Below are 24,144 nucleotides of genomic sequence, written 5' to 3' on the forward strand. Positions count from 1 at the left end.
ATTTTTCTTAATATATTTCAATGCGTGTTGTCATTTTATCAATTCGCAATGGTTAATATAATATTATTATCAATTAAGAAGCGTTTTTCTAATATTACAATAAAAATGTAAGTCAAATTATAATTTCAATACATTATATTTAACGAAATCTTTATTTTTGTAGAAAAAATATCAAGAATGAAAGTTAAAGAACAAGGGCTTTATTTGCCTGAATTTGAACACGACAATTGTGGTGCAGGATTTATTTGTAATTTGAATGGTATTAAATCAAATGATATTATTCACAAAGCATTGGACATCTTAATAAAATTGGAACATCGTGGTGCCGTTAGTTCTGATGGAAGAACTGGAGACGGGGCTGGAATTTTATTCGATATCCCACACGCTTTCTTTAAAAAAGTATGTGATTTTGAAATCCCTGAAACGCGTGAGTATGCAGTAGGAATGGTTTTTTTACCAAAAAGCAAAAACCAGGTTTCTTTTTGTATCAATGCTTTCGAATCGACTATTAAGGATCAGAACTTAAAGATCCTTGGTTGGAGAGATGTACCTGTTGAAGCTGAAAATTTAGGACAGATTGCCGCAGAAAAAGAACCAACAGTTAAACAGGTTTTTGTTAGCAAAAACGGTCAGGATTTAACTGAACAAGAATTTAATGCGAAACTTTTTGCAGCTAGAAAAATTGCTGAACATGCCGTAAGAGGATCTAAAACCTCTGAAAGTCATATGTTTTATTTCTCTAGTTTATCGACCACTACCATAATATATAAAGGGCTATTGATGCCAGAAGACATCAGCCGTTATTATGTTGACTTAAAAGATCCCGATTTAGTGACTCGTCTGGCGTTAGTGCACCAACGTTTCTCTACTAATACTTTCCCTTCATGGGAATTAGCACAGCCATTTAGATACATGTGTCATAATGGTGAGATCAACACACTTCGCGGAAACGTTAGCCGTATGCGTGCTCGTGAAGAATTGATGGAAAGTAAAGTTTTCGGAAATGATATCAAAAAACTATTCCCAATTATCTTAGAAGGAAAATCAGATTCTGCTTCTATGGATATGGTGGTAGAACTTTTATTAATGACAGGCCGCTCATTGCCGGAAGCGATGATGATGGTAGTTCCTGAAGCCTGGGAAAAACACCAGACGATGTCTCCGGAAAAAAGAGCATTCTACGAATTCAACTCTTGTATCATGGAGCCTTGGGATGGTCCTGCTTCTATTCCGTTTACAGATGGTAACGTTATTGGTGCCTTATTAGACCGTAACGGATTACGTCCTTCTCGTTATACTTTAACAAAAAGTGGTTTTGTAATCATGTCATCAGAAATTGGTGTACTTGATGTAGAGCCGGAAGATGTAGTACAACACGGTCGTTTAGAGCCAGGAAAAATGTTCCTGGTAGATATGAACGAAGGTCGTATTATTGAAGATGATGAAATTAAAAAAGCAATTGTAACGAAACGTCCTTATCAGGAATGGATCGATGCCAACTTGTTACAATTATCTCAGGTACCTTATACCAATAACCCTACTCCTGTTGAAAAACTTGATTTTTTAACAAGACAAAAATTATTTGGTTATACAATCGAAGATTTAAAAACAATTATTAACCCAATGGGAGCTCAAGGTGCTGAAGCCATTAGTTCTATGGGTAACGATACGCCATTGGCTGTTTTATCAGATCAACCACAATTATTGTACAACTATTTTAAACAATTATTTGCTCAGGTTACCAACCCGCCTTTGGATGGTATTCGTGAAGAAATCATTACAGATATTAGTTTGGCAATTGGTGGTGATTTTAATATTTTCGAAATTGAATCGAAACAATGTAAAAAACTAAAAATCCAAAATCCGGTTATTTCGAATGAGGATTTAGATAAAATCAGAAACATTGATCACGCAGATTTTAAATCGGCTACTATTTCTACTTTATACAAAATAGAAAAAGGAGTAAACGGCTTAGAGCGTGCGCTTGAAAAATGTGTTCAGGCAACTTTTAAAGCTGTTTCTGAAGGATGCAATATTATCATCTTATCAGACAGAGGTGTTAGCGAAGAATTGGCTCCAATACCAATGTTATTGGCTTGTTCTTACATTCACCACTCTTTAAACATTTTACAGGTACGTTCAAAATTCGGAATCATAATCGAATCTGCAGAGCCTCGCGAACCACATCATTTTGCTTTATTGTTTGGGTACGGTGCAAGCGCAATAAATCCTTACATGGTAAATGAAATCATTCACAATCAGGTAAATCAAGGATTCATTACAGGTGTAAAAGCTGATTATGCGATTGTAAATTACAACAAAGCAATTGCAAAAGGTATTCTTAAAATTATGAACAAAATTGGTATCTCGACTTTACATTCGTACCGAGCTGCTCAAATTTTCGAAATTTTAGGTTTAAATAAAACTTTCACTAATAAATACTTCCCTTACACACCTTCCAGAATCGAAGGAATTGGTCTAATCGAAGTAGAAAAAGAAGTGAAGAAACGTTTCCAGAAAGCATTTCCAAATTCAAAAATCGCCAACTTATTGCCTTTAGAAATTGGAGGAATTTACAGATGGAGACGTGGTGGAGAAAAACACATGTTTAATCCTACTACTATTGCTAAATTACAACAGGCCGTTCGTTTAAACAGCCCTGAAAGTTATAAAGAATACTCGGATATGGTCAATGAGCAAAGCTCAAACTTAATGACTATTAGAGGTTTATTCGAGTTTAATAATTTAGATCCAATTTCTATTGATGAAGTAGAGCCCTGGACAGAAATTGTAAAAAAATTCAAGACGGGTGCGATGTCTTACGGATCTATCAGTAGAGAAGCACACGAGAATTTAGCAATTGCCATGAACAGAATTGGCGGAAAAAGTAATTCCGGAGAAGGTGGAGAAGACCCTAAACGTTTCCAGAAAGAAATTAACGGAGATTCCAGAAACAGTGCAATCAAACAAGTGGCTTCTGGACGTTTTGGTGTTTCGATCAACTATTTGACAAACGCTAAAGAAATCCAGATTAAAATGGCCCAAGGTGCAAAACCTGGAGAAGGTGGTCAGTTACCTGGAGAAAAAGTAGTGCCTTGGATTGCTGAAACCAGAAACTCTACACCTTATGTAGGTTTGATTTCGCCTCCGCCTCACCACGATATTTACTCTATTGAGGATTTATCTCAGTTGATTTTCGACTTAAAAAATGCCAATCGTGAAGCACGTGTCAACGTAAAATTAGTTTCTGAAGTTGGAGTTGGAACCATTGCTGCCGGTGTTGCTAAAGCAAAAGCCGACGTGATCCTGATTTCAGGTTATGACGGAGGAACTGGTGCTGCACCATTAACTTCATTACAACACACAGGTATTCCGTGGGAACTTGGATTAGCAGAAGCACAACAAACTTTGATCTTGAATGATTTAAGAAGCCGTGTCGTTCTGGAATGTGACGGACAATTGAAAACGGGTCGTGACGTAGCCATTGCTGCATTATTAGGAGCCGAAGAATTTGGTTTTGCTACTGCCCCGCTTGTGGCTTCTGGATGTATCATGATGAGAGCTTGTCACTTAAATACTTGCCCGGTTGGTATTGCAACTCAGGATCCTGAATTGAGAAAAAATTTCAAAGGAACTCCGGAGCATGTCATCAACTTCATGTATTTTATTGCTGAAGAGTTAAGAGAAATCATGGCGCAATTAGGTTTTAGAACCTTAAAAGAAATGGTGGGTCAGTCACAAAAATTAAATGTGAACAAAGCGATCAAACATTACAAAGCAAATGGTTTAGATTTATCATCAATTTTATACAAACCAGAAAAAGCGAAAACAGAGCCAATTCACAATACAACTGAGCAAGATCACCAACTTGAAAATGTATTGGATTTCGAAATTATCAAAGAAGCGATTCCTTCTATTTATAGAAAAGAAAAAACAAGAGTTACATTTAAAATTAAAAATACAGACCGTTCTGTAGGTGCCATTTTGAGTAATGAAATCTCAAAAATATATGGCGCACAAGGTTTACCTGATGACACTATTTTAGTTGATTTTGAAGGTTCTGCCGGACAAAGTTTTGGTGCATTTGCCACAAACGGATTGTCGTTTAAAATTCACGGAAACTGTAATGATTATTTAGGAAAAGGTCTTTCTGGAGGAAAACTAATTGTAAAAGTACCTCCTACTGCGACTTTCAAACCTGAAGAAAACATCATTATCGGGAACGTTGCCCTTTACGGAGCTATTACCGGAGAGGCTTATATTAATGGAATAGCCGGTGAGCGTTTTTGTGTAAGAAATTCTGGAGCAACTGCCGTTGTTGAAGGAATTGGAGATCACGGATGCGAGTACATGACCGGTGGTACAGTGGTTGTTTTAGGAAAAACAGGAAGAAACTTCGCAGCAGGTATGAGCGGTGGTGTTGCTTATGTTTATGATCCGCGTCAAAAATTCGATTCTACAGTATGTAACATGGAAATGGTTGCATTTGACCCAATCGAAGAAGATGATGTAATCAAACTAAGACGATTGATCAAAAATCATTCCTTGTACACCAGCAGTCCATTAGCAAAAAGAATTTTAGCAGACTGGGAAAATGAACAAAACAATTTCGTAAAAGTAATGCCAACCGATTACAAAAAAGCATTACAACGAATTGCAGAAGAGAAAAAAATAGAAGAATTAATAGCTGATTAAAAGGTTCTGAGTTACAAAGGTGCAGAGGTACTAAGTTTGAGTTTTTCAACTTACTTCTCACATCTCATATCTCACAACTAAATTTAATAAAAATGTCATGGGTAAAATAGGCGGATTTAAAGAATATAACAGAGCCGACGAAAGTAATTTAGCAGTAGAAGAGCGTGTTTCGAACTACAACGAATTTACTATTCCGTTAGCAAAAGATAAAATAAAAGAACAAGGTTCAAGATGTATGGATTGTGGTATTCCTTTTTGCCACAGCGCTTGTCCGTTAGGAAATTTAATTCCTGACTTCAACGACATGGTGCATCAGGAAGAATGGCAGAGTGCATTAAATATTTTGCAGTCTACCAACAATTTTCCTGAATTTACAGGTCGCTTATGCCCTGCTCCGTGTGAGAAATCATGCGTATTAGGCATCATCAAAGAGCCTGTTGCCATCGAAAACATCGAGAAAAACATCATCGAAAGAGGTTTTGCCGAAGGATGGATCAAACCACAAGCGCCAAAAACCAGAACTGGAAAAACTGTAGCCGTTATTGGTTCAGGTCCTGCAGGCTTAGCAGCAGCTCAACAATTGAACAGAGCCGGTCACACAGTAACTGTTTTTGAAAGAGACAATGCAATTGGAGGTTTATTACGTTACGGAATTCCTAATTTTAAATTAGAAAAAGGAATCATCGACAGACGTGTTTTAATTCTTGAAGCGGAAGGAATTACTTTTAAAACCAATGTAAACGTAGGTGTTAACTTTAGTGTAGATGAACTAAACGCATTTGATTCTATCGTATTATGCGGTGGAGCAACTGAAAGAAGAAGTTTACCAACTAAAGGTATCGAAAGCAAAGGCGTTGTTCAGGCAATGGATTTCTTAACACAACAAACTAAAGTTTTATACGGAGAATCTATTCCGGATCAGGTAAAAGCTACCGGAAAAGATGTAATCGTTATTGGTGGTGGAGATACAGGTTCTGACTGCGTTGGAACTTCAAATCGTCATGGAGCAAAATCTGTAACTAATTTTGAGATTTTACCAAAACCTCCGGTTGGAAGAAGCGAATCAACACCTTGGCCTTTCTGGCCGTTGCAGTTGAAAACTTCATCTTCTCACGAAGAAGGTTGCAGCAGAAACTGGTTAATCAATACGAAAGAATTTATTTCTAATGATAAAGGAGAATTAACAGGATTAAAAACTGTTGAAGTTCAATGGAAAATGACTCCGGGTCAACGTCCTGAATTAATCGAAAAAGAAGGTTCTGAGAAAATCTGGCCTTGCGATTTAGCTTTATTGGCTTTAGGATTTACAGGTCCGGAAAAAACGTTAAGCCAGCAATTAGGTCTTGAAGTTGATTTTAGAAGCAATTACAAAGCAACTAATTATCAAACAAACGTTCCGCACATTTTCACCGCTGGTGATATGCGTCGCGGACAATCATTAATTGTATGGGCTATTTCAGAAGGTCGCGAAGCAGCAAGAGAAGTAGATTTGTTCTTAATGGGCTCTACTAACTTGCCAACCAAAGGAAACGGAGACTTACCAAGTTTGTAATTTTTTTGAGGTTCTAAGTTACTAAGTATCTAAGACTCTAAGTTTTCTTACTACCTTAAATTTAAGAACATCAAAATGATTTAAAGTCTCTAATTCCGATAAACAACACTACTATAAAAGCTCCTGAAAATTCAGGAGCTTTTTTTATGCCACTGATTTCACAGATTAAAATGGATTTTTTTTGCCACGAATTACACTAATTTTCACTAATTTTTATTTGAATGATCTCCATATTTAAATATAGCCAGCGGTTTCAACCGCGGGGACACAATATATAATTATGCTCATCCATCCGTAAGGTTTCCCGTGGTTGAAACCACGGGTTATGTTTTGAGCATTTGCCTAAAATTAAAAATTCATGAAATTCCTGGCAAAAAAAAAATAATATATGCTAATCTTTTTAATCTGTGTTAAAAAATCAATTCTCAGCAGCATTTAATTAGTGTAATTTGTGAAATTCGTGGCAAAAAAAATAAATAATCTGCACTAATCTTTTAATTTGTGGCAAAAATCTTAGTACCTTAGAACCTCAGCAACTTAGAACCTTAAAAAGATTTACAAAAATCTGAAATAAAGCACTTTTTGTTTAAAAACAAACAATTTGTTACAATTTGTTATTTTTCTACAAAAAATTTGTCGTTACTCAAAAGTGTAATAACTTTGCTCAAAATAGTTTATAAAAATGCAAGCAAAAGATTTACTGCAGTTAGCAGACCAATTTGGAAGTCCATTATATGTTTATGATGCCGAAAAAATCCAATCTCAGTACAATAGGTTAACTAAAGCTTTCTCTAAGGTAGAAAACTTGAGAGTTAATTACGCCATGAAGGCATTGTCTAACGTTGCGATTCTTCAGTTATTAAAGAACATGGGGTCTGGTTTAGATACTGTATCAATTCAGGAAGTTTTATTAGGACTTCATGCTGGCTATGATCCTGACAAAATCTTTTTTACACCAAACGGAGTTTCTCTTGAAGAAATCGAAGAAGTGGCCGCAATGGGTGTACAAATCAATATTGATAACTTATCTATTCTGGAGCAATTCGGAACAAAATATCCACAAATTCCGGTATGTATTCGTATCAATCCGCACGTAATGGCGGGAGGAAATGCTAATATTTCGGTAGGACATATCGATAGTAAATTCGGAATCTCTGTTCACCAAATTCCGCATATATTACGAATTGTGGAGAATACCAAAATGAGCATCGTGGGAATTCACATGCACACAGGATCTGATATCCTTGATATCGAAGTATTCTTGTATGCTGCCGAAATCTTGTTTGATACTGCAAAACACTTCAAAGATCTTGAATTCTTAGATTTCGGAAGCGGATTCAAAGTACCTTACAAAAAAGACGATATCGAAACTGACATCGAAGAATTAGGTAAAAAATTATCAAAAAGATTCAATTCTTTCTGTACAGAATACGGTAGAGATTTAACGTTGATTTTCGAACCAGGAAAATTCTTGGTGAGCGAAGCAGGTTTCTTCTTAGCAAAAGTAAACGTAGTAAAACAAACAACTTCAACAGTTTTCGCCGGAGTTGACAGTGGTTTCAATCACTTAATCCGTCCTATGTTTTACGGTTCACAACATTATATCGAAAACATCTCAAACCCAAAAGGAAAAGAGCGTTTTTACTCAGTTGTAGGATACATTTGCGAGACTGATACTTTTGCCAACAACCGCAGAATTTCAGAAATTACCGAAGGTGACATCTTAGCGTTCAGAAACGCCGGAGCATATTGTTTCTCAATGGCTTCAAACTACAATTCGAGATACAAACCAGCAGAGGTTTTATGGAAAGACGGAAAAGGAATTTTAATCCGCCAACACGAAACATTCGAAGATTTGCTTAAAAATCAAATTCCGTTGCCACAAGAAGTTGCCGCAACAGTTTAAAATAAAAAAAAAGAGAATATCTACTGAATCCCGTTTCTTAATTGAGGCGGGATTTTTTTGCACAATCTTGTCAATTTCGACGAAGGAGACCCGAGCCGTAGCAAACAGAGGAAGTAAATCTTCGCAAGAAACTCCACAAAGAAACAATACTGTTTATCATTTCAAAATCAAAACAAACATACAGTAACCCCAAACTTTGTCATTTCGACGCAAGGAGAAATCTTCGCAAGAAACTCCACAAAGTATATCAAATCTCAAAGTAAAAAAAAGAAAGAAAAATCTTAAAATTTAATTTTAACTTTAGCCAAAAAATAAAAATGCAATTACAAGAAGGCTACCACACTTATTACATATACATTATAACAAACAAACATAAAACTGTTTTTTATACTGGAGTTACAAATAATTTAAAAATCCGTTTAAGTCAACATAAAGAAAATAACACAAATGGAAATAAAACTTTCGCATCAAAGTATCACGCTATATACTTACTTTATTATGAAAAGTTTACCTGGATTCAAGAAGCAATTACTCGTGAAAAAGAAGTAAAAGACTGGCGTAGAGAAAAGAAAATCGAATTGATAAAGACAATTAATCCAAATCTCGATTTTTTGAATTATTTATTTATATGATTTCATAAGTAAATCTCTTCTTAACATTTCCAATCTTTATAGAGTTTCTTGCGAGGATTTCTCCTTGCGTCGAAATGACATACTTTGTTGCTAGCAAATCCAACTCAAATAACAAAAGTTACTGCATCATAAAAAAACAATACATTTACTATAACCCAAACCAGTACCTCACCAAAAAAACATGTTTTTTACCAACCACTATTTTATAAGAAAAATTTAAATACCTTTGAAATATGAGCACAACATCAAAACCAAAACATATCGGTAGAAATATAAGCCGAATCAGAGAACTTAAAGGTATGAAACAGGATGCCCTTGCCTACGCAATTGGATTAAGCCAGCAAACTATTTCTAGTATTGAAACAAGCGAATTTGTAGACAAAGAAAAGCTTGAAAAAATTGCAGAAGCACTTGGAGTTACTGTGGAAGCAATAGAAAATTTTTCAGAAGAAGCAGTTTTCAATTTCTTTAACAACTTTTACGACAATAGTTCGATTAGTGGTGCTCAGGGAATTAATAATTCTTGCACATTCAATCCTCTTGATAAAGTTGTTGAACTTTATGAACGTTTGGTTCAGGTTGAAAAAGAAAAAAATGAATATTTAGAAAAATTACTAAAAGGAAAATAATTCCTTCGAAATATAAATTTTACAGAAGCACAAATATCTTTTTATTTTGTGCTTTTTTTATAACTAAAAACTAACCTATGAAAAAACTAACCTTTGTTTTATTTATGATTTTCCTTTCCTTTTCAGGCAAAGTAAATGCACAAAATGCTCAGGCAATCTTTCTGGAAAACCTCGAATCATTTGAAAGATTATCTAAAAATGAAAATGAATCGATCAGTTTAAACACAGTTTACGAGGCTCGAAAGTTTTTAATAGATGTAACCGGCATTACTTATAAAATGGAAAAGCCATTTGATATGCCCGTATTCCCGCCAGATAAAACGATAAAAAAGTGGAGATCTTGGTTTGAAAAAAATAAAGACCTTTTGTATTATGATGAAAAAGAGAAAGAAGTTAAAGTAAGAAAAAAATAAAAAAACTATTTTAGCTCAACAAACCAAACCCCAAAAACCAATGAAAATTACGATTTCCCTATCGGTATTATTTCTGTTACTTACTACCAATATATTCAGTCAAACCATCGCTGATCTAAAACTAAAACCAAAAGAAATTCCAAAAGGCTACACTTCAAACGACGGTAATATTTGTGTTACTCCTGCCGCTTGTAATTTTTATACTGATATTGAAACCTACAGCACCATTGTTGGAACTTTAAAAAGTAAAGCAATTCAAAGTTTTAAAAGTAAAACCGATCGTGGATCTATCATGTATTTTGAATTTGAACACACCTTCAAAGGGGATAGATTTCTACAAGGTTTGCTTTGGGGAAAAGACGGTCAGCCAACTGATGAACATCCGGAAGAATATCTTGCAAAAGGAAAATTTCTCGTAATCTGGAGTTTTCGTCCGGACAGTGTTATTAAAGAAAAATCAGAAGCTAAAATAGAGGCGATTTTAAAATAAGTAAATACTACACAACAAATGGAACAAATTGCTACAAAACCAAATCTTAGAAAATGAATTTTGCATTGATTGATATACGAAAAGTAGACTCTACAGGAAATTTCAAACTAAATGAAGATTATATTCTTTCTTATGATCATTCTGATGGTTGGAGCGAACGATTGTTAAGTTTAGGAATCTATATTGATTTAATTTTTGAGTGCAAAATTGCGATAAGTTTTCGCAAAAAAAATTTTGAAAAATTTGAAAAACAATTTGAATGCGAAATACCATCTGAGATTAAAAATATAATTTCGAAAATAATAAATCTAGATCCTTTAACTTTAAAAAAACATTATGCCGATACCTTTATGGAAGATATGAATAGCCAACATTATGCTATCAATCATTCCGGAAAATCACATAATATTGGAATCGGAACTTTGCTAAAAAGACTTCAACCTGAAAATCCGTCCGAAGAATTGTTTATCACATTAATTGACCTTTTTGAAAAATGGAGAGAAGTAATTTATCAGGATTGTTTAAAAAGTATTATATAAAACTAATCAATTTTAAATTTCTAATACAGATTTTTTAACAGTTATAATGAAACTGAATTTGTCTACGAATTCAACTCACTTCTTACCAACAAAAAAACGTTTTTTAAATCTACCTTAATTACAGCTTCATTTTTAATTCGTAATTTCGCCAAAGAAAAAAACATAAAAATGAAACCACAAATAAGAATTCTAATCTATTCGATCCTATTTTTTCTATACCTTTCTGCAACTTCACCTTTACTTTCGTTAGGAGAAGTATTAAAAACAGATCCGTATATCACTTTAGGCTGTGGTTTTGCAGTTCTGAACCTGATGTATACTTTCTTCGCCCTCAAGTGGACACCTTTACTAAACATAATTTGCTCTATCGTTATTGCTGCTTTAAGTTTATTTTTGGCCGTACAATTTGCAAATTTACATCTGCTTGCAAATTATGATCCTTATCTGGTAAAAACCGCAATATTTACAAATGCTATTTTATCGATTTTGTTTTGGGAAATTGTGTATCAGGTAAAAAGCAGACAAGAATTAAAATAGAAGCATCATAGCTCTATTTTTTACTTCCCTCCTTTCTGGTGGTCTCTCCTTTCTGAAAAACACTAATGAGTTTAAAAATAAAAATGTCATGAAAAAATCTTTTCTTGCTTTATTGTTTTGTTTTCAACTTTCGTTTTCACAAAATGTTGATCATCTTCATGCTGTTTTAAAACAGCTTAACTTAAAAGAAAACCAAGTAAACCTGGATCTCTTTACTCAAAAAGTATTACCATACGATAAGGACAAAAGTGTTTTGGTCATTCCTAAATATGATATCAACGAACAAGATGATGAAGGACATTACTATTTTGTATTAGATGCTTATATCGTGGTAATCGATAATGCGACGGAAAAAATAATCTGCAAATCTATCGAACACAATGCATGGACATCTGATGCTTTAGTGCTAACCGGCATTTCGATTGATACAGGATTGTACCTTCTTAATAAAACTACCAGAGCTTTTGGCATCAGAGTAGATTATAATGGCAGCAGCAAGCCCAATCCGTTTGGTGAGACCAATTTATCCTTATATATTATAGACAAGGGTTCTTTGAAGCAAGTGCTGAAAAATTATAAAATTTCGCATTCTAATGGAGAATGGGATACCAATTGCGCCGGCGAATTTGAAGAAACTAATTCGTCTTTTGATATGGACAAAGTACAAAAGAATAATTTTAGCAATATTATAGTCAAAACTAAAATTGTAAAAACCGTAAGCACTCCCACAAAAGATGATTGTATCTCTAAGGATACCATTAAAAATGAAACCTCTAAATTAGTTTTTAATGGTAAAGAGTATAAATAAATATGATGTTCCGGAAAAATTCTATTATTTTGAAAATGAATATTGTTCTCCGGCATTAACTAATGATGACAAAGCTAAAATAAAGACTTTAACAGATGATTATTGCTCTGAACTTTGGAATCAATATGTTTCAGAAACTAAAAATCACCTGATGCTTGTAAATGACCCGAAAGATTGGAAAATAAAAAATGAGATTAAAAAGAAGTATAATTGGCAAGCAGACTGGAATGATACAAATACAGAAGCGTTTATAGAAAATCTAAAACCATTAGTAGACTGGAACAATGATGACGTTGTTTTGTTTTTTTGGAACAAATCTTGCGGTATAGAAGCGACATGGCAGTTAATTTGCAAATACTGGATTTCGTTTTTATACGAAGATGAAGCCAATATTATTATAAATCCTAAAAGTAAAAATGTACTTCTTTTAAGTACAAATGGATTTCTTGCGATTGCTGAAAGAATGTAAAAGTGAAGATAGAAATCACAAAGAAATAGTCCGGATAATATTGGTATAATAGTATTCGACCCGAGAATCTAAAAAAGGAAAAATACACAAATATCTATTTTGATCTTTGTGCATTTTTTTCTTTAGGTCAGATGTATCGTTGTACTTCTTTACAATCAATAAGAGTATAAAAATAAATTTACTTTAGGTACGAAAACCATTTATCATCCATAGGCTTCTCAATATCTATATTGTGATAATTGGCAAATAATAAAATTTGCCCAAGAACATCCGCGACTTCATTCGAAATGTTCTTTTTTAATCCGTAATTTCACCAAAGCAAAAGAAACATAAAAATGGTCGGAATTAAATACTAATTTTTTAAATAAATCTTTATGAAAACTTCAAAAATTTGGGCAAATTTAGGTGTAGAAAATTTAGACATAACAACAAAATTCTACAGCGATTTAGGGTTTAAACCTAATGGTCATAATACAAATAAAGAACTCAGGAGCTTTCTTTTTGGAGACAATAATTTTATCATTCATTTTTTTATTAAAGAAAGATTTAAATGGGCTGTCAATGATGAAGTAGCCGACTTAAAACTTGGAAATGAAATTATTTTTTCACTTTCAGCTGAAAACAAGGATGAAGTCGATCAATGGCTTATTGCGGTTAAAAAAGCCGGTGGCAAAGTTTTCGCTGAACCACAAGATTATGGAGAAGGGTATTTCTTTGGATTTTCTGATCCTGATGGTCACAAATTTAATGTTTTGTATTGGCCGCAATAAAGTAATATATTGCTTAATGTTAGACGTACTGCTGTGCGTCTCTGCGACTCAACTTTATATAAAATAACAAACTTCTATTCTAATTCAAATAGCTATCAGAACTCAGAAATAAAGGCGAAACCGGGACAATTGGCCCTTTTAGAAAACTAAAATTCCTGCTCCTTAAATTTAAAATTTACAGTATCTGAATTTATCTAAAAACAGATATATTTACACCTTTAAAATCAATCACCTTTAGAATGAAAAAATTTGCGTTACTGCTTTCTGTATTATTTTTAGCACTTGCGTCATGTGGCGTAAAAACGACTCAATCATTGTTAAGCGATGGTAATTATGATGGTGCCATAGATCGTGCTGTCGAGGGGTTAAGGACCAAAAAAGATTCGAAAGGAAAACAGGATTATGTGTATTTGCTGGAAGAAGCTTTTGCAAAAGCAAAGGAAAGGGATTTACGTGATCTTGATTTGATGATGAAAGATGGTAATCCTGCTAATACAGAACGTATTTATAATACGTATTTGCAACTCAATAATCGTCAGGAGAAAATAAGACCGTTATTGCCGTTGCCATTATTAAAACAGGGGAAAAATGCAACTTTTGCGTTTGATAACTATTCAGATCAGATTGTAAGCAGCAAAAATGCGCTTTCCAAATACTTATATGAAAAAGCGACTATTCTTTTGAAATCGAATACTAAACTGGATTTCAGACAAGCTTATGACGACCTTTTCTATCTGGAAAGTATTAATCCGGGTTATAAGAATACAAAAAAAATGATGGACGACGCCCAGTTCAAAGGAACTGATTTTGTAGACGTGTATGCCACCAATGAAACTAATATGGTAATTCCAAAAATGCTTCAGGATGATTTATTAGATTTTAAAACGTACGGATTAAACGATAAATGGACGGTTTATCATAGTTCCAGACAAAAAAATATTACCTACGATTATAGTCTGGTGATCAATTTTAGACAAATCAACATTTCGCCGGAACAAATCAAGGAAAAGGAATTTATAAAAGAACGACAGGTGAAAGATGGTGTAAAAACCCTTCTGGACAGTCGCGGAAGACCTGTAAAAGATAGTTTAGGTAAAGAAATCAAGGTAGACAATTATAGATTGCTTCGAGCGAATATTTATGAATTCAGACAATTTAAATCTTGTCAGGTAACAGCAAAAGTAGATTATGTTGATGTGCGAACAAATGCGCTGTTGCAATCATTTCCGGTAACGAGCGAATTTGTTTTTGAGAATATTTATTCGACTTATAAAGGAGACAGAACTGCTTGCGAAGACAATTATATGTCCTATTTTAATAAACGTGCGGTGCCTTTCCCTAACAACGATCAAATGGTTTATGACACGGGTGAAGATTTAAAAGCCAGAATTAAAGATATTATCGTCAGGAATAAATTCAGGGGATAGATTGTGATTATGTAAATAAATACTAAACTAAAAATTTGATATCAAATGAAAAAGATAATCCTTCTAAATTTAGTAATGCTTTTTTTTACAAGCTACACCATTCATTCACAAACTACTAAAAGCAAATCGACCCAAACAGAGCAACAGTATCCGAAAGCACTAGTAGATTATGACGATTTTAAAAATCTTGTCTTAGAAGTAGAAAAAGAACGAAAAAATCGTTTGGTGAGCCTCGATACTTTTCTTAAAATGAGTCACGGGAGTAATACAATTATTTTAGATACCCGCTCTGATTTTCGTTACAACCGAAAACATTTAAAAGGGGCCATACATCTGGATTTTACTGACTTTACACAAGAAAATCTCACTAAGTTAATTCCGGATCCAAAGACTAGAATATTGATTTATTGCAATAATAATTTTGATGGTGACCAGATAAATTTTGCTTCTAAAATGTTTATCCCTAAAAGTGCTCCCGAGACGCAGATCCTGGCCAATAGAAAACCCATTATGCTGGCATTGAATATTCCATCGTATATTAATATTTACGGATACGGTTTTAAAAATATTTACGAACTGGACGAGTTGGTAAACGTAAACGATCCCCGAATAAAGTTTGAAGGAACAGAAGTCAAATAAATTCTTTGGTTTGCCATAATTACTCCCTTTATAAATTAATAATTTATTCAAGTTTCATCCCATTTAAAGAAAATGCTAAAAAAAACCTACGCAAAGAATATTGCCCTTGTATCCTTACTTACTATAACCATTTTAGCCTGCAAACAAGAAAAAAAAGACACGATAAAAACATCCGAAAATACAGGATTAACTACTGCCAAAAATCAACCGCTGATAGTAAACAAAATTGATTCGACACAATTTCCCAAATCTATAAAATATGAAGGTTTTATAAAAAATGCGGTACGATGGAAAGATAACTCAGGTGATAATATAGTAATTACGACTGAAACGGGATATCATATCAATAAAAAATTCAAACACGAATCTGATGATAGTTCTGATGCTGAATTATTTGGGTACCATTTTATAATTTCAGGTAACGAAGCAAAACAAACCTGGAGAATTTATGACTACATAAGTGATTGTCCGGTTGATATTGTGGCTTCTTTTGTAAAAAACACTTTCAAAATTACAGATCTGGATAAAAATGGTACCGCCGAAATATGGTTGATGTATAAAACGGTTTGTCATGGAGATGTAAGCCCTTGTGACATGAAAATCATCATGTACGAAGGAAATCAAAAATATGCGATGAGAGGAGAAAATAAAGTTCAGGTTGGTGTTGACGACAACGGCAAAAAGCAATCCTTGGGCGGCGAATATAAATTTGACAAAAATTTTAAGAAAGCCCCAAAAGTCTTCAAAAAGTTTGCAGAAGACCTGTGGAATAAAAACATAATAGAAAATTGGGATAATTAGTCTATCGCAAACATAGGTCCTGACCTTATTTTAATAGAGGCGTACAAAATTGTACGTCTCTATTTTTTTTAAACAAAATCAAAAAAAAAGAAAAAACCATACTACAAATCAAAATGTTACGTATATTTGCAACTGATTAGTTGCGCATTTAAATCAATCAAAAATGAAACGAGATATATTTCAGGCTATTGCAGACCCAACCCGCCGGGCTATTTTAGTATTAGTGGCTACGAATGCTTTAACTCCAAATGCACTTGCAGAGCAGTTTAATACCACAAGACAAGCCGTTTCAAAACATATTAAAATTCTCAACGAATGCGACTTATTAGACGAAAAAAAAATAGGTCGGGAAATCTATTATCAACTTAAAATTGACAAAATGAAAGAAGTTGACAAATGGTTGGAACAGTTTAAGGAAATTTGGGAAAACCGATTCAGTCAACTCGATCAGGTATTAATGAATTTAAAATCTAAAGAAAATGAAATCTAATCTTTTAATGAATTTTACCGTAGACAAAGAAAACAAAACGGTTAATGTAAAGCGCGAATTCAACGCATCACTTGATCATGTGTGGTCTGCCTGGACTGAAGGAGCGATATTAGACCAATGGTGGGCCCCTGCCCCATTTAAATCTAAGACCAAAAGTATGAGTTTTAAAGAAGGCGGACGAAGATTGTATGCAATGGTGGGACCTGATAATCAGGAACGATGGAGCTTTTTTGATTATACGTCCATATCTCCAAAAACCAACTTTAAATATTCTGCTACTTTTTGTGATGCTGCAGAAAATCCAGATCCAAATATTGGAAGTTCTTACTGGAATGTGACTTTCTCAGACAAAGGCGATTCAGTCATTGTTGACATTGCAATCAGACGTGATAGTCTGTCTGATTTAGAAAAGATTATCGAAATGGGATTCAAAGAAGGATTTACAAGTGCTCTGGAAGGTTTGGATAAAATCTTTGAAAAACAAGAATAAACCGTTTTTCGTTTATTTAAATAATAACAAATTTAAAATCTAAAGAAATGAAATCTAGCTTATTAATGAACTTTACCGTAAACAAAGAAACAAGTACGGTTAATGTAAAACGTGAATTCAACGCCTCTCCTGATCATGTGTGGTCTGCCTGGACAGAAGCTGAGATATTAGACCAATGGTGGGCTCCTGCCCCATGGAAATCTAAAACAAAAAGAATGAACTTTAAAGAAGGCGGGCAAAGACTTTATGCTATGGTTGGTCCGAAAGGTGAAGAACATTGGGCTTTAGCCGATTTTACTTCTATAACCCCAAAATCAAATTTTAAATACCTGGACGCTTTTTCTGATAGCGAAGGAAATTTAAATAAAGATTTCCCACGTTCTGACTGGAATGTGAGTTTTTCAGAACAAGAAAATACAACAGTTGTAGCTATTGCTATTAAGCATAAAAATCTTTCTGATCTGGAAAAAATAATCGAAATGGGATTCAAAGAAGGTTTTACTATTGCATTGGAAGGTTTAGACAAGATTTTTGCAGAGAAGACAAACTAAAATCGTATTTGCTATACAGAATCCCAATCGGCAGAAGACGAATGGGATTCTTTTCAATTTAAATTTGTATTTTCGTATTACAGAAAAACGCTTTGCTTCGCTAAATAAGACCAAAACCCAAATGGTCAATAATACAAAACAATGAACAAAATTATTAGCCTTACCCTTTTACTTTTTACCTCAACAATTATTTTTAGTCAAAATAACAAATCCCAATCACTAGTTACCAGCAAACCATTTATTTTAGGTGTGATTGATGAAATACAATCGAAAGAATTGGGCGAAAAAAGAATCCTGAACATTTACCTTCCCGAAGGGTATAAAGCGGGAGATGCAACAAAATATCCTGTAATCTATTTATTGGATGGCTCGGCTGATGAAGATTTTATTCATATCGCAGGACTAGTACAATTTAATAGTTTTGAATGGGTCAATCAGGTTCCAAAATCAATTGTAGTAGGAATCGCAACTGTAGACAGAAGAAGAGATTTTACGTTCCCGACAACTATTGAAAAAGATAAAAAACGATTTGCAACTTCAGGGTATTCGGATAAATTTATAGCTTTTATCGAAAAAGAATTACAACCTTTTATGGACAAAAAATACAAAACAACGGAATCTAAAACTATTATAGGACAATCATTAGGCGGGTTATTAGAAACGGAAATTTTATTAAAAAAACCAAACCTTTTTAATAAGTATGTCATCGTTAGTCCAAGTATCTGGTGGGATAATGGCTCAATCATGAATCAGGACAGTGTCATTTTTCAGGAGAACTTTAGTCAGCCAACCGAAATCTATATTGCAGTGGGTAAAGAAGGACTTACTCCTACAGAAATTCCCAGAGTGATGGAGGTTGATGCAAATTTAATGGCTGAAAAAATTAAAGCAACAAAAAGCAAAAACATAAAAATTTATTTTGATTATTTCCCTTTGGAAAATCATGCTACGATATTGCACCCGGCAGCTTCAAATTCTTTTAAATTCTTTTATCCGCAAATCAAGGAATAAAAAAGAATTTAAAAATGGATATCCAATTAAACAGAAATGAAAAATACAGACGAACATACATTAGACAATCCGGTTTGGAATTCATTGTCAGAAACTCATGCAGCATTTGCTGTTGACTACAACGGAACTCAATTTTACCATCCCGATTATTGTCCGTTTGGAGGTTTTATAGACCCTGAAAGTACTCTAAATGCTACAGATCGATATGCTGCTTTAGCGGAAAGTTTTTTTATTGTTGGGGAAAAACCTGAAATTACTGATTCCTTAAAAATCACAAAGGAATTAGTTTGTCTACAGATGATTATTTATAATAAAATAGCATTACCAGTTACTGCTGAAATCGTAAAAATTACCGAAAAACACAATGACGAATTAGTACAATTAGTCAATTTAGTTCAGCCCGGATATTTCAAAAATAAAACCTCATCGCTTGGAGATTATTTTGGAATTTTTAAAGACAATCAATTAGTTGCGATTACAGGCGAGCGAATGAAAATGGACGATTTTACAGAAGTAAGTGCTATTATTACACATCCGGATCACACCGGACAAGGTTATGCCAAACAATTGATTACACATGTTGTCAATCGAATTTTTGAGCAGCATAAAATTCCTTATTTACATGTAGTCGAAAGTAATATCGGAGCAATTGGTTTGTACGAAAAACTAGGTTTTGAGACCAGAAGAAAAATGAGTTTTTGGAATATTGCTAAAAATCACTAGATAAACTTTCCCATTTAATTGATATAATTGTGATCTGACAAGAGTAGCATTTATTTGTAAATTTCTAAACCTCTCGCTTAGCCCCGATGGCAACGATATCCTTTTTCTGGCTCCTTTAGACAGAAAAAGATATAGTGTACAGCGGGACCGGAGGTTTTATGAAAATTGATTTTCTGCTTCTAAGAATTAAATTCCAAGTTTTTAAAATCTGAAATCATCATCCTAACCACCCATCACGATCCAAACTTCTATACTGAATGGCTTCAGCGATGTGTTGCGAAATTATAAGTGGCGCCGCATCCAAATCGGCTATTGTTCTGGCTACTTTCAGTATTCTGTCGTAGGCACGCGCAGATAGATTTAATCGTTCCATAGCTGTTTTTAGTAATTCTTTTGACTGGTCGTCAAGCGCACAATATTCCCTAATTAGTTTACTACTCATTTGGGCATTGTAATGTATATTTTCGATTTCTTCAAATCGTTTGGTTTGAATTTCACGTGCTGCCGTAACTCTCTTACGAATTTCTACACTGCTTTCGGCTTTTCGATCATCGGCTAATTTTTCAAAGGGGACTGGCGTAACTTCAATATGAATGTCAATTCTGTCTAATAAAGGTCCTGAAATTTTGCTGAGATAACGTTGCATTTCGTGTGGAGATGAGGTATTTGGCATGCCCGGATCATTAAAAAAACCACTGGGACTCGGGTTCATGCTCGCTACCAACATAAACGAAGACGGGTAAGTGACCGTAAATTTAGCCCGCGAAATCGTAACCTCACGATCTTCAAGTGGCTGGCGCATCACTTCTAAAACATCGCGTTTGAATTCCGGCAATTCGTCTAAAAACAAAACGCCATTATGCGCCATCGAAATTTCGCCCGGTTGCGGGTAACTTCCTCCGCCAACAAGTGCAACATTAGAAATCGTATGATGCGGACTACGAAATGGACGCTGATTCATTAATCCTACTTCTTTTAATTTTCCGGCAACACTGTGAATTTTAGTAGTTTCTAATGCTTCACGCAACGTCATTGGTGGCAAAATACTGGGAACACGTTTGGCCAGCATTGTTTTTCCTGCTCCGGGTGGCCCTATTAAAATAATATTATGTCCTCCTGCAGCCGCAATTTCCATACAACGTTTGATACTTTCCTGACCACGAACATCAGAGAAATCAAATTCAGGAAAATCCAGACTTTTATAAAACTCAGCCCTTGTATCAATAACGGTTGGCTCCAAAGTTCCTTTTCCCGCAAAAAAGTTAATGACATCCTGTACATTTTCGACTCCATAGACATCTAACCCCGCCACTATAGCAGCTTCCTTGACATTCTGAATGGGAAGAAAAAAACCTTTATAGCCTTCTTCCTTGGCTTTGATAGCAATGGGTAATGCACCACGGATGGGTTGTAAACTTCCGTCCAGAGAAAGCTCACCCATAATAATATAGTCCTCGATTTCTTTTGCTTTTATCTGATCAGAGGCAACTAAAATTCCCATTGCCAGAGGTAAATCGTAGGCAGAACCTTCTTTTCGTAAATCAGCGGGTGCCATATTGATTGTTATTTTCTTGCCCGGTAAACTGTATCCGTTATTTTTAAGGGCAGCAGCAATTCGGTAACTACTTTCTTTTATCGCATTATCAGGTAATCCAACCAGATGATAACCAATCCCTTTATCCATATGAACTTCTACTGTAATAGTAGTGGCTTCAACTCCAAAAACAGCACTTCCGTAAACTTTTACTAACATAAATTCCTTTCATTAAATATTTTTAAATCTAATGAAAATATTTTATTTAACAATTAAAATAGTACAAATAATTCATTTCATAAAATAGACTTACTAGTACTTTAGCGCTGCAAAAACTAAAAAGCACAGTTTTCATTACAATAAAACCAGTATTTATGCCTATCTTGCGAAAATAACATCGATTTCTATCGATAATTCGATTTCTAATTCGAGAAATCTTACTGCAATTGACTTTGCATCTTTTTAATAGCTGAAATTTACTATCAGCGTAAATAATCTAAAAATTCAAACAATGGAATTTAAATTAATTAATCCAATTTCTGGAGACGACGCGACCTATACCCCAAAAATCATAGCTGCTTTTTTGCACACCCATTTAGAACAATACGGCGATACCATCGAAGACATATTAAAATCTATTGCTTATACCATGAACCCTGACAAAGGAGGCAATATTGTTATTGGTCTTGACAATCAGAAAATTGTTGGAGCCGTGATTCTAAACAACACCGGAATGAAAGATTATATTCCCGAAAATATTCTGGTTTACATTGCCGTCGACAATGCTGAAAGAGGAAAAGGTTACGGAAAAAAATTAATGGAAAAAGCCATTTCTGTAGTCGAGGGAAATATTGCCTTACACGTAGAGCCGGATAATCCTGCTAAAAAATTGTACGAAAAACTTGGATTCACCAATAAGTATCTCGAAATGCGCTTAATTAAATAAGCAGAATTAATTCATTAAAAAAACAAAGCCTTGGCATTCATAAAATTATATCGAAAGAAACTAAAAGCAAACTACAATTTCCTGAATTCGATTTTCGAATCAAAAAATATTCAATGGGGAGTGGTATCCAAACTTTTATGTGGCAACAAACTCTACTTAAAAGAAATTATCTCACTGGGAGTCAAAGAAATTCACGACTCACGAGTCAGTAATCTAAAAAAAATAAAATCCCTTGATCCTACTATTCAAACGGTTTATATAAAACCTCCTGCTAAACGAAGTATTGCAAATATTGTAAAATATGCAGATGTCAGTTTTAATACTGAATTTTATACGATTCAATTACTTTCAGAAGAAGCAAAAAAACAAAACAAGATCCATAAAATCATTATTATGATCGAAATGGGAGATTTGCGGGAAGGTGTTATGGGCGAAGATTTAATCGAATTTTACGGCGCAATTATCAGCATGCCTAATATCGAGATCCGCGGCATTGGCACCAATCTCAACTGCCTGAGCGGAGTTATGCCAACTCAGGATAAACTGATACAATTGAGTTTATACAAACAACTTATAGAAACTAAATTCAATATTATAATTCCGTGGGTTTCCGGCGGAACTTCTGTTGCTATCCCATTACTTCTAAAGAATGCCCGACCAATGGCAGTGAATCATTTTAGAATTGGTGAGGCCTTATTTTTTGGAAAAGATTTGTTTACAGGAGAAACTATTAAAGGCATGCACAATGATGTCTTTAAACTTTTTGCCGAAATCATCGAAATAACCGAAAAACCGGATATCCCAACCGGAGAACTCGGCGAAAATGTAGCCGGAAATACTTTCTCTATGCAGGATACTGAAGATCTTAGCGGAACTTCCTTAAGAGCGATTCTTGATATTGGCTTACTGGACATGCAACCTCAGTATTTAGAAGCTGTCGATGAGGAAATCACGATCGTAGATGCCAGCTCTGATATGTTGGTAATTGATATTTCAAATTCAACACAAAAATATAAAGTGGGCGATTTAGTTTCTTTTAATATTAAATATATGGGGGCTTTGTATTTATTAAATTCGAATTATATTGAAAAAAATATTGAGTAAAACCAATCGATTTCTAAAACCCTAATCCAATCTGGGTTTTGATTTCGTCCACCATTTTACTCAAATCCAGACTATTTTGATGTGACCAGAGCTGGCTTTCAATTTGATTGTTTCTGATGCATTTATGACATTCAGTGGCTTCGTATGTATAACCTTTTCCAAGATTTGGTAAACTAAAATGGGTTTCTTTTTCTTTAACAACAGAATATCCATTGGCGGCAACCCATGGAGAATTAAGCTGAATGTGTCCTTTTGTTCCACTTATTGTTGCTTTCATATCAGATTCTGAAACTATTGAAGCATGCAAAATTGACTGTGCATTTTCATATTGCAAAATCATGGAAGTTTGCAAATCGATTCCGTTTTTATTACAAATAGATTTTGCCATAATTTCTTTCGGAATACCTAATAATAGATAAGACAGGAACAACGGATATACTCCAATATCAAATAAAGCTCCTCCGCCAAGATTTTTATCAAAAAGTCTGCCTCCCTGTTTCTCATCTGCATAAAAAGCAAAATCGGCTTTAACGTATTTTACATCACCAATTATTCCCTGATTTACTTTTTCTAAAACCTCTTTAACTGACGGAATAAATCGTGTCCAGAATGCTTCCATAAAAAACTTATTGTGTTTTCTTGAAGCTTCAACCATCCGAACTGAATCTTTATAGGATAGCGACATTGGCTTTTCGCATAAAACATGTTTTCCGTGTTCTAATGCTTTGATCGATAATTCGGCATGCGAATTGTGAGGGGTTGCAATGTAGACAATATCAACCTCAGCGTCTTTAAAAAGTTCCTCGTAAGAACCATACGTTTTTCTGCAGTTATTCTTCAATCCAAATTCAAGTGCTTCATACTTATTTCTCGAAGCAACAGCGTTTAACTCGGCATCTTCTAAAAGCCATAAATCTCTGGCAAATTGACTTGCAATATTTCCTAAGCCAATAATTCCCCATTTTATTGTATTATTATTTTTCATAAT

At 34.2% G+C, this 24,144-nt stretch carries 24 protein-coding genes; 22 read left to right on the plus strand and 2 right to left on the minus strand.

The window, feature by feature from the left end:
• The first annotated feature begins 177 nt into the window (after positions 1-177).
• From gltB to ACQY44_RS18530, 20 genes are all read left to right on the plus strand, one after another.
• Positions 178-4,695 carry a glutamate synthase large subunit gene (gene gltB / locus ACQY44_RS18435; protein WP_428231765.1) on the plus strand — a complete coding sequence of 1,506 codons (4,518 nt, stop codon included), beginning with the start codon at positions 178-180 and terminating at the stop codon, positions 4,693-4,695.
• Positions 4,696-4,792: 97 nt separating this feature from the next.
• Positions 4,793-6,247 (plus strand): glutamate synthase subunit beta, encoded by a 1,455-nt coding sequence (locus ACQY44_RS18440; protein ID WP_428231766.1) that lies wholly within the window; start codon positions 4,793-4,795, stop codon positions 6,245-6,247.
• 682 nt (positions 6,248-6,929) lie between these two features.
• Entirely contained in the window at positions 6,930-8,153 is a 1,224-nt protein-coding gene (gene lysA / locus ACQY44_RS18445; protein ID WP_428231767.1) for a diaminopimelate decarboxylase, read from the plus strand.
• A gap of 317 nt (positions 8,154-8,470) precedes the next feature.
• The gene (locus ACQY44_RS18450; protein ID WP_428231768.1) at positions 8,471-8,785 is read left to right on the plus strand and encodes a GIY-YIG nuclease family protein; all 315 of its coding nucleotides are present in this window, start codon (positions 8,471-8,473) and stop codon (positions 8,783-8,785) included.
• A gap of 233 nt (positions 8,786-9,018) precedes the next feature.
• Positions 9,019-9,414: a helix-turn-helix domain-containing protein gene (locus ACQY44_RS18455; protein WP_428231769.1), complete on the plus strand. Its 396-nt coding sequence runs from the start codon at positions 9,019-9,021 to the stop codon at positions 9,412-9,414.
• Positions 9,415-9,491: 77 nt separating this feature from the next.
• Positions 9,492-9,827: a hypothetical protein gene (locus tag ACQY44_RS18460; protein WP_428231770.1), complete on the plus strand. Its 336-nt coding sequence runs from the start codon at positions 9,492-9,494 to the stop codon at positions 9,825-9,827.
• A 40-nt stretch (positions 9,828-9,867) separates the two neighbouring features.
• Positions 9,868-10,317, plus strand: coding sequence for a hypothetical protein (locus ACQY44_RS18465; RefSeq protein ID WP_428231771.1), 450 nt, complete (start codon positions 9,868-9,870; stop codon positions 10,315-10,317).
• 53 nt (positions 10,318-10,370) lie between these two features.
• Positions 10,371-10,856: a hypothetical protein gene (locus ACQY44_RS18470; RefSeq protein ID WP_428231772.1), complete on the plus strand. Its 486-nt coding sequence runs from the start codon at positions 10,371-10,373 to the stop codon at positions 10,854-10,856.
• Between the two features lie 168 nt (positions 10,857-11,024).
• Positions 11,025-11,393: a hypothetical protein gene (locus tag ACQY44_RS18475; protein ID WP_428231773.1), complete on the plus strand. Its 369-nt coding sequence runs from the start codon at positions 11,025-11,027 to the stop codon at positions 11,391-11,393.
• A gap of 88 nt (positions 11,394-11,481) precedes the next feature.
• The gene (locus ACQY44_RS18480; protein ID WP_428231774.1) at positions 11,482-12,201 is read left to right on the plus strand and encodes a hypothetical protein; all 720 of its coding nucleotides are present in this window, start codon (positions 11,482-11,484) and stop codon (positions 12,199-12,201) included.
• Positions 12,182-12,670 carry a DUF2947 family protein gene (locus ACQY44_RS18485; RefSeq protein WP_428231775.1) on the plus strand — a complete coding sequence of 163 codons (489 nt, stop codon included), beginning with the start codon at positions 12,182-12,184 and terminating at the stop codon, positions 12,668-12,670. Before ACQY44_RS18480 ends, ACQY44_RS18485 begins: the two co-directional genes overlap by 20 nt.
• Before the next feature lie 374 nt (positions 12,671-13,044).
• The gene (locus ACQY44_RS18490) at positions 13,045-13,440 is read left to right on the plus strand and encodes a VOC family protein (RefSeq protein WP_428231776.1); all 396 of its coding nucleotides are present in this window, start codon (positions 13,045-13,047) and stop codon (positions 13,438-13,440) included.
• 239 nt (positions 13,441-13,679) lie between these two features.
• The gene (locus ACQY44_RS18495; RefSeq protein ID WP_428231777.1) at positions 13,680-14,867 is read left to right on the plus strand and encodes a hypothetical protein; all 1,188 of its coding nucleotides are present in this window, start codon (positions 13,680-13,682) and stop codon (positions 14,865-14,867) included.
• A 45-nt stretch (positions 14,868-14,912) separates the two neighbouring features.
• Positions 14,913-15,506 (plus strand): rhodanese-like domain-containing protein, encoded by a 594-nt coding sequence (locus ACQY44_RS18500; protein WP_428231778.1) that lies wholly within the window; start codon positions 14,913-14,915, stop codon positions 15,504-15,506.
• Between the two features lie 72 nt (positions 15,507-15,578).
• Complete coding sequence (locus ACQY44_RS18505; RefSeq protein ID WP_428231779.1) at positions 15,579-16,307, plus strand: M949_RS01915 family surface polysaccharide biosynthesis protein; 729 nt, start codon at positions 15,579-15,581, stop codon at positions 16,305-16,307.
• Between the two features lie 163 nt (positions 16,308-16,470).
• Positions 16,471-16,797, plus strand: a complete 327-nt coding sequence (locus tag ACQY44_RS18510) for an ArsR/SmtB family transcription factor (RefSeq protein ID WP_428231780.1) — start codon at positions 16,471-16,473, stop codon at positions 16,795-16,797.
• Complete coding sequence (locus ACQY44_RS18515; RefSeq protein ID WP_428231781.1) at positions 16,787-17,287, plus strand: SRPBCC family protein; 501 nt, start codon at positions 16,787-16,789, stop codon at positions 17,285-17,287. The genes ACQY44_RS18510 and ACQY44_RS18515 overlap by 11 nt, the downstream gene beginning before the upstream one ends.
• 47 nt (positions 17,288-17,334) lie before the next feature.
• Positions 17,335-17,838, plus strand: a complete 504-nt coding sequence (locus tag ACQY44_RS18520; protein ID WP_428231782.1) for an SRPBCC family protein — start codon at positions 17,335-17,337, stop codon at positions 17,836-17,838.
• Positions 17,839-17,979: 141 nt separating this feature from the next.
• Positions 17,980-18,849, plus strand: coding sequence for an alpha/beta hydrolase (locus ACQY44_RS18525; RefSeq protein ID WP_428231783.1), 870 nt, complete (start codon positions 17,980-17,982; stop codon positions 18,847-18,849).
• Between the two features lie 36 nt (positions 18,850-18,885).
• Positions 18,886-19,572, plus strand: a complete 687-nt coding sequence (locus ACQY44_RS18530; protein ID WP_428231784.1) for a GNAT family N-acetyltransferase — start codon at positions 18,886-18,888, stop codon at positions 19,570-19,572.
• 217 nt (positions 19,573-19,789) lie between these two features.
• Here the strand turns inward: ACQY44_RS18530 and ACQY44_RS18535 are convergent, their stop codons facing one another.
• Positions 19,790-21,325 (minus strand): YifB family Mg chelatase-like AAA ATPase, encoded by a 1,536-nt coding sequence (locus ACQY44_RS18535; RefSeq protein WP_428231785.1) that lies wholly within the window; start codon positions 21,323-21,325, stop codon positions 19,790-19,792.
• A 292-nt stretch (positions 21,326-21,617) separates the two neighbouring features.
• Between ACQY44_RS18535 and ACQY44_RS18540 the strand changes: the two genes are divergently transcribed.
• Together ACQY44_RS18540 and ACQY44_RS18545 are read left to right on the plus strand one after the other, a co-directional pair.
• Entirely contained in the window at positions 21,618-22,052 is a 435-nt protein-coding gene (locus ACQY44_RS18540; protein WP_428231786.1) for a GNAT family N-acetyltransferase, read from the plus strand.
• A gap of 30 nt (positions 22,053-22,082) precedes the next feature.
• The gene (locus tag ACQY44_RS18545) at positions 22,083-23,156 is read left to right on the plus strand and encodes an alanine/ornithine racemase family PLP-dependent enzyme (protein WP_428231787.1); all 1,074 of its coding nucleotides are present in this window, start codon (positions 22,083-22,085) and stop codon (positions 23,154-23,156) included.
• A 13-nt stretch (positions 23,157-23,169) separates the two neighbouring features.
• Here ACQY44_RS18545 and ACQY44_RS18550 read toward each other — a convergent pair whose 3' ends face one another.
• On the minus strand, positions 23,170-24,141 hold the full coding sequence (locus tag ACQY44_RS18550; RefSeq protein ID WP_428231788.1) for a Gfo/Idh/MocA family protein: 972 nt from the start codon (positions 24,139-24,141) through the stop codon (positions 23,170-23,172).
• Positions 24,142-24,144 lie beyond the last annotated feature (3 nt).

The sequence above is a fragment of the Flavobacterium sp. genome (genome assembly GCF_965277525.1).
In the GTDB taxonomy this organism is placed as follows: Bacteria; Bacteroidota; Bacteroidia; order Flavobacteriales; family Flavobacteriaceae; genus Flavobacterium.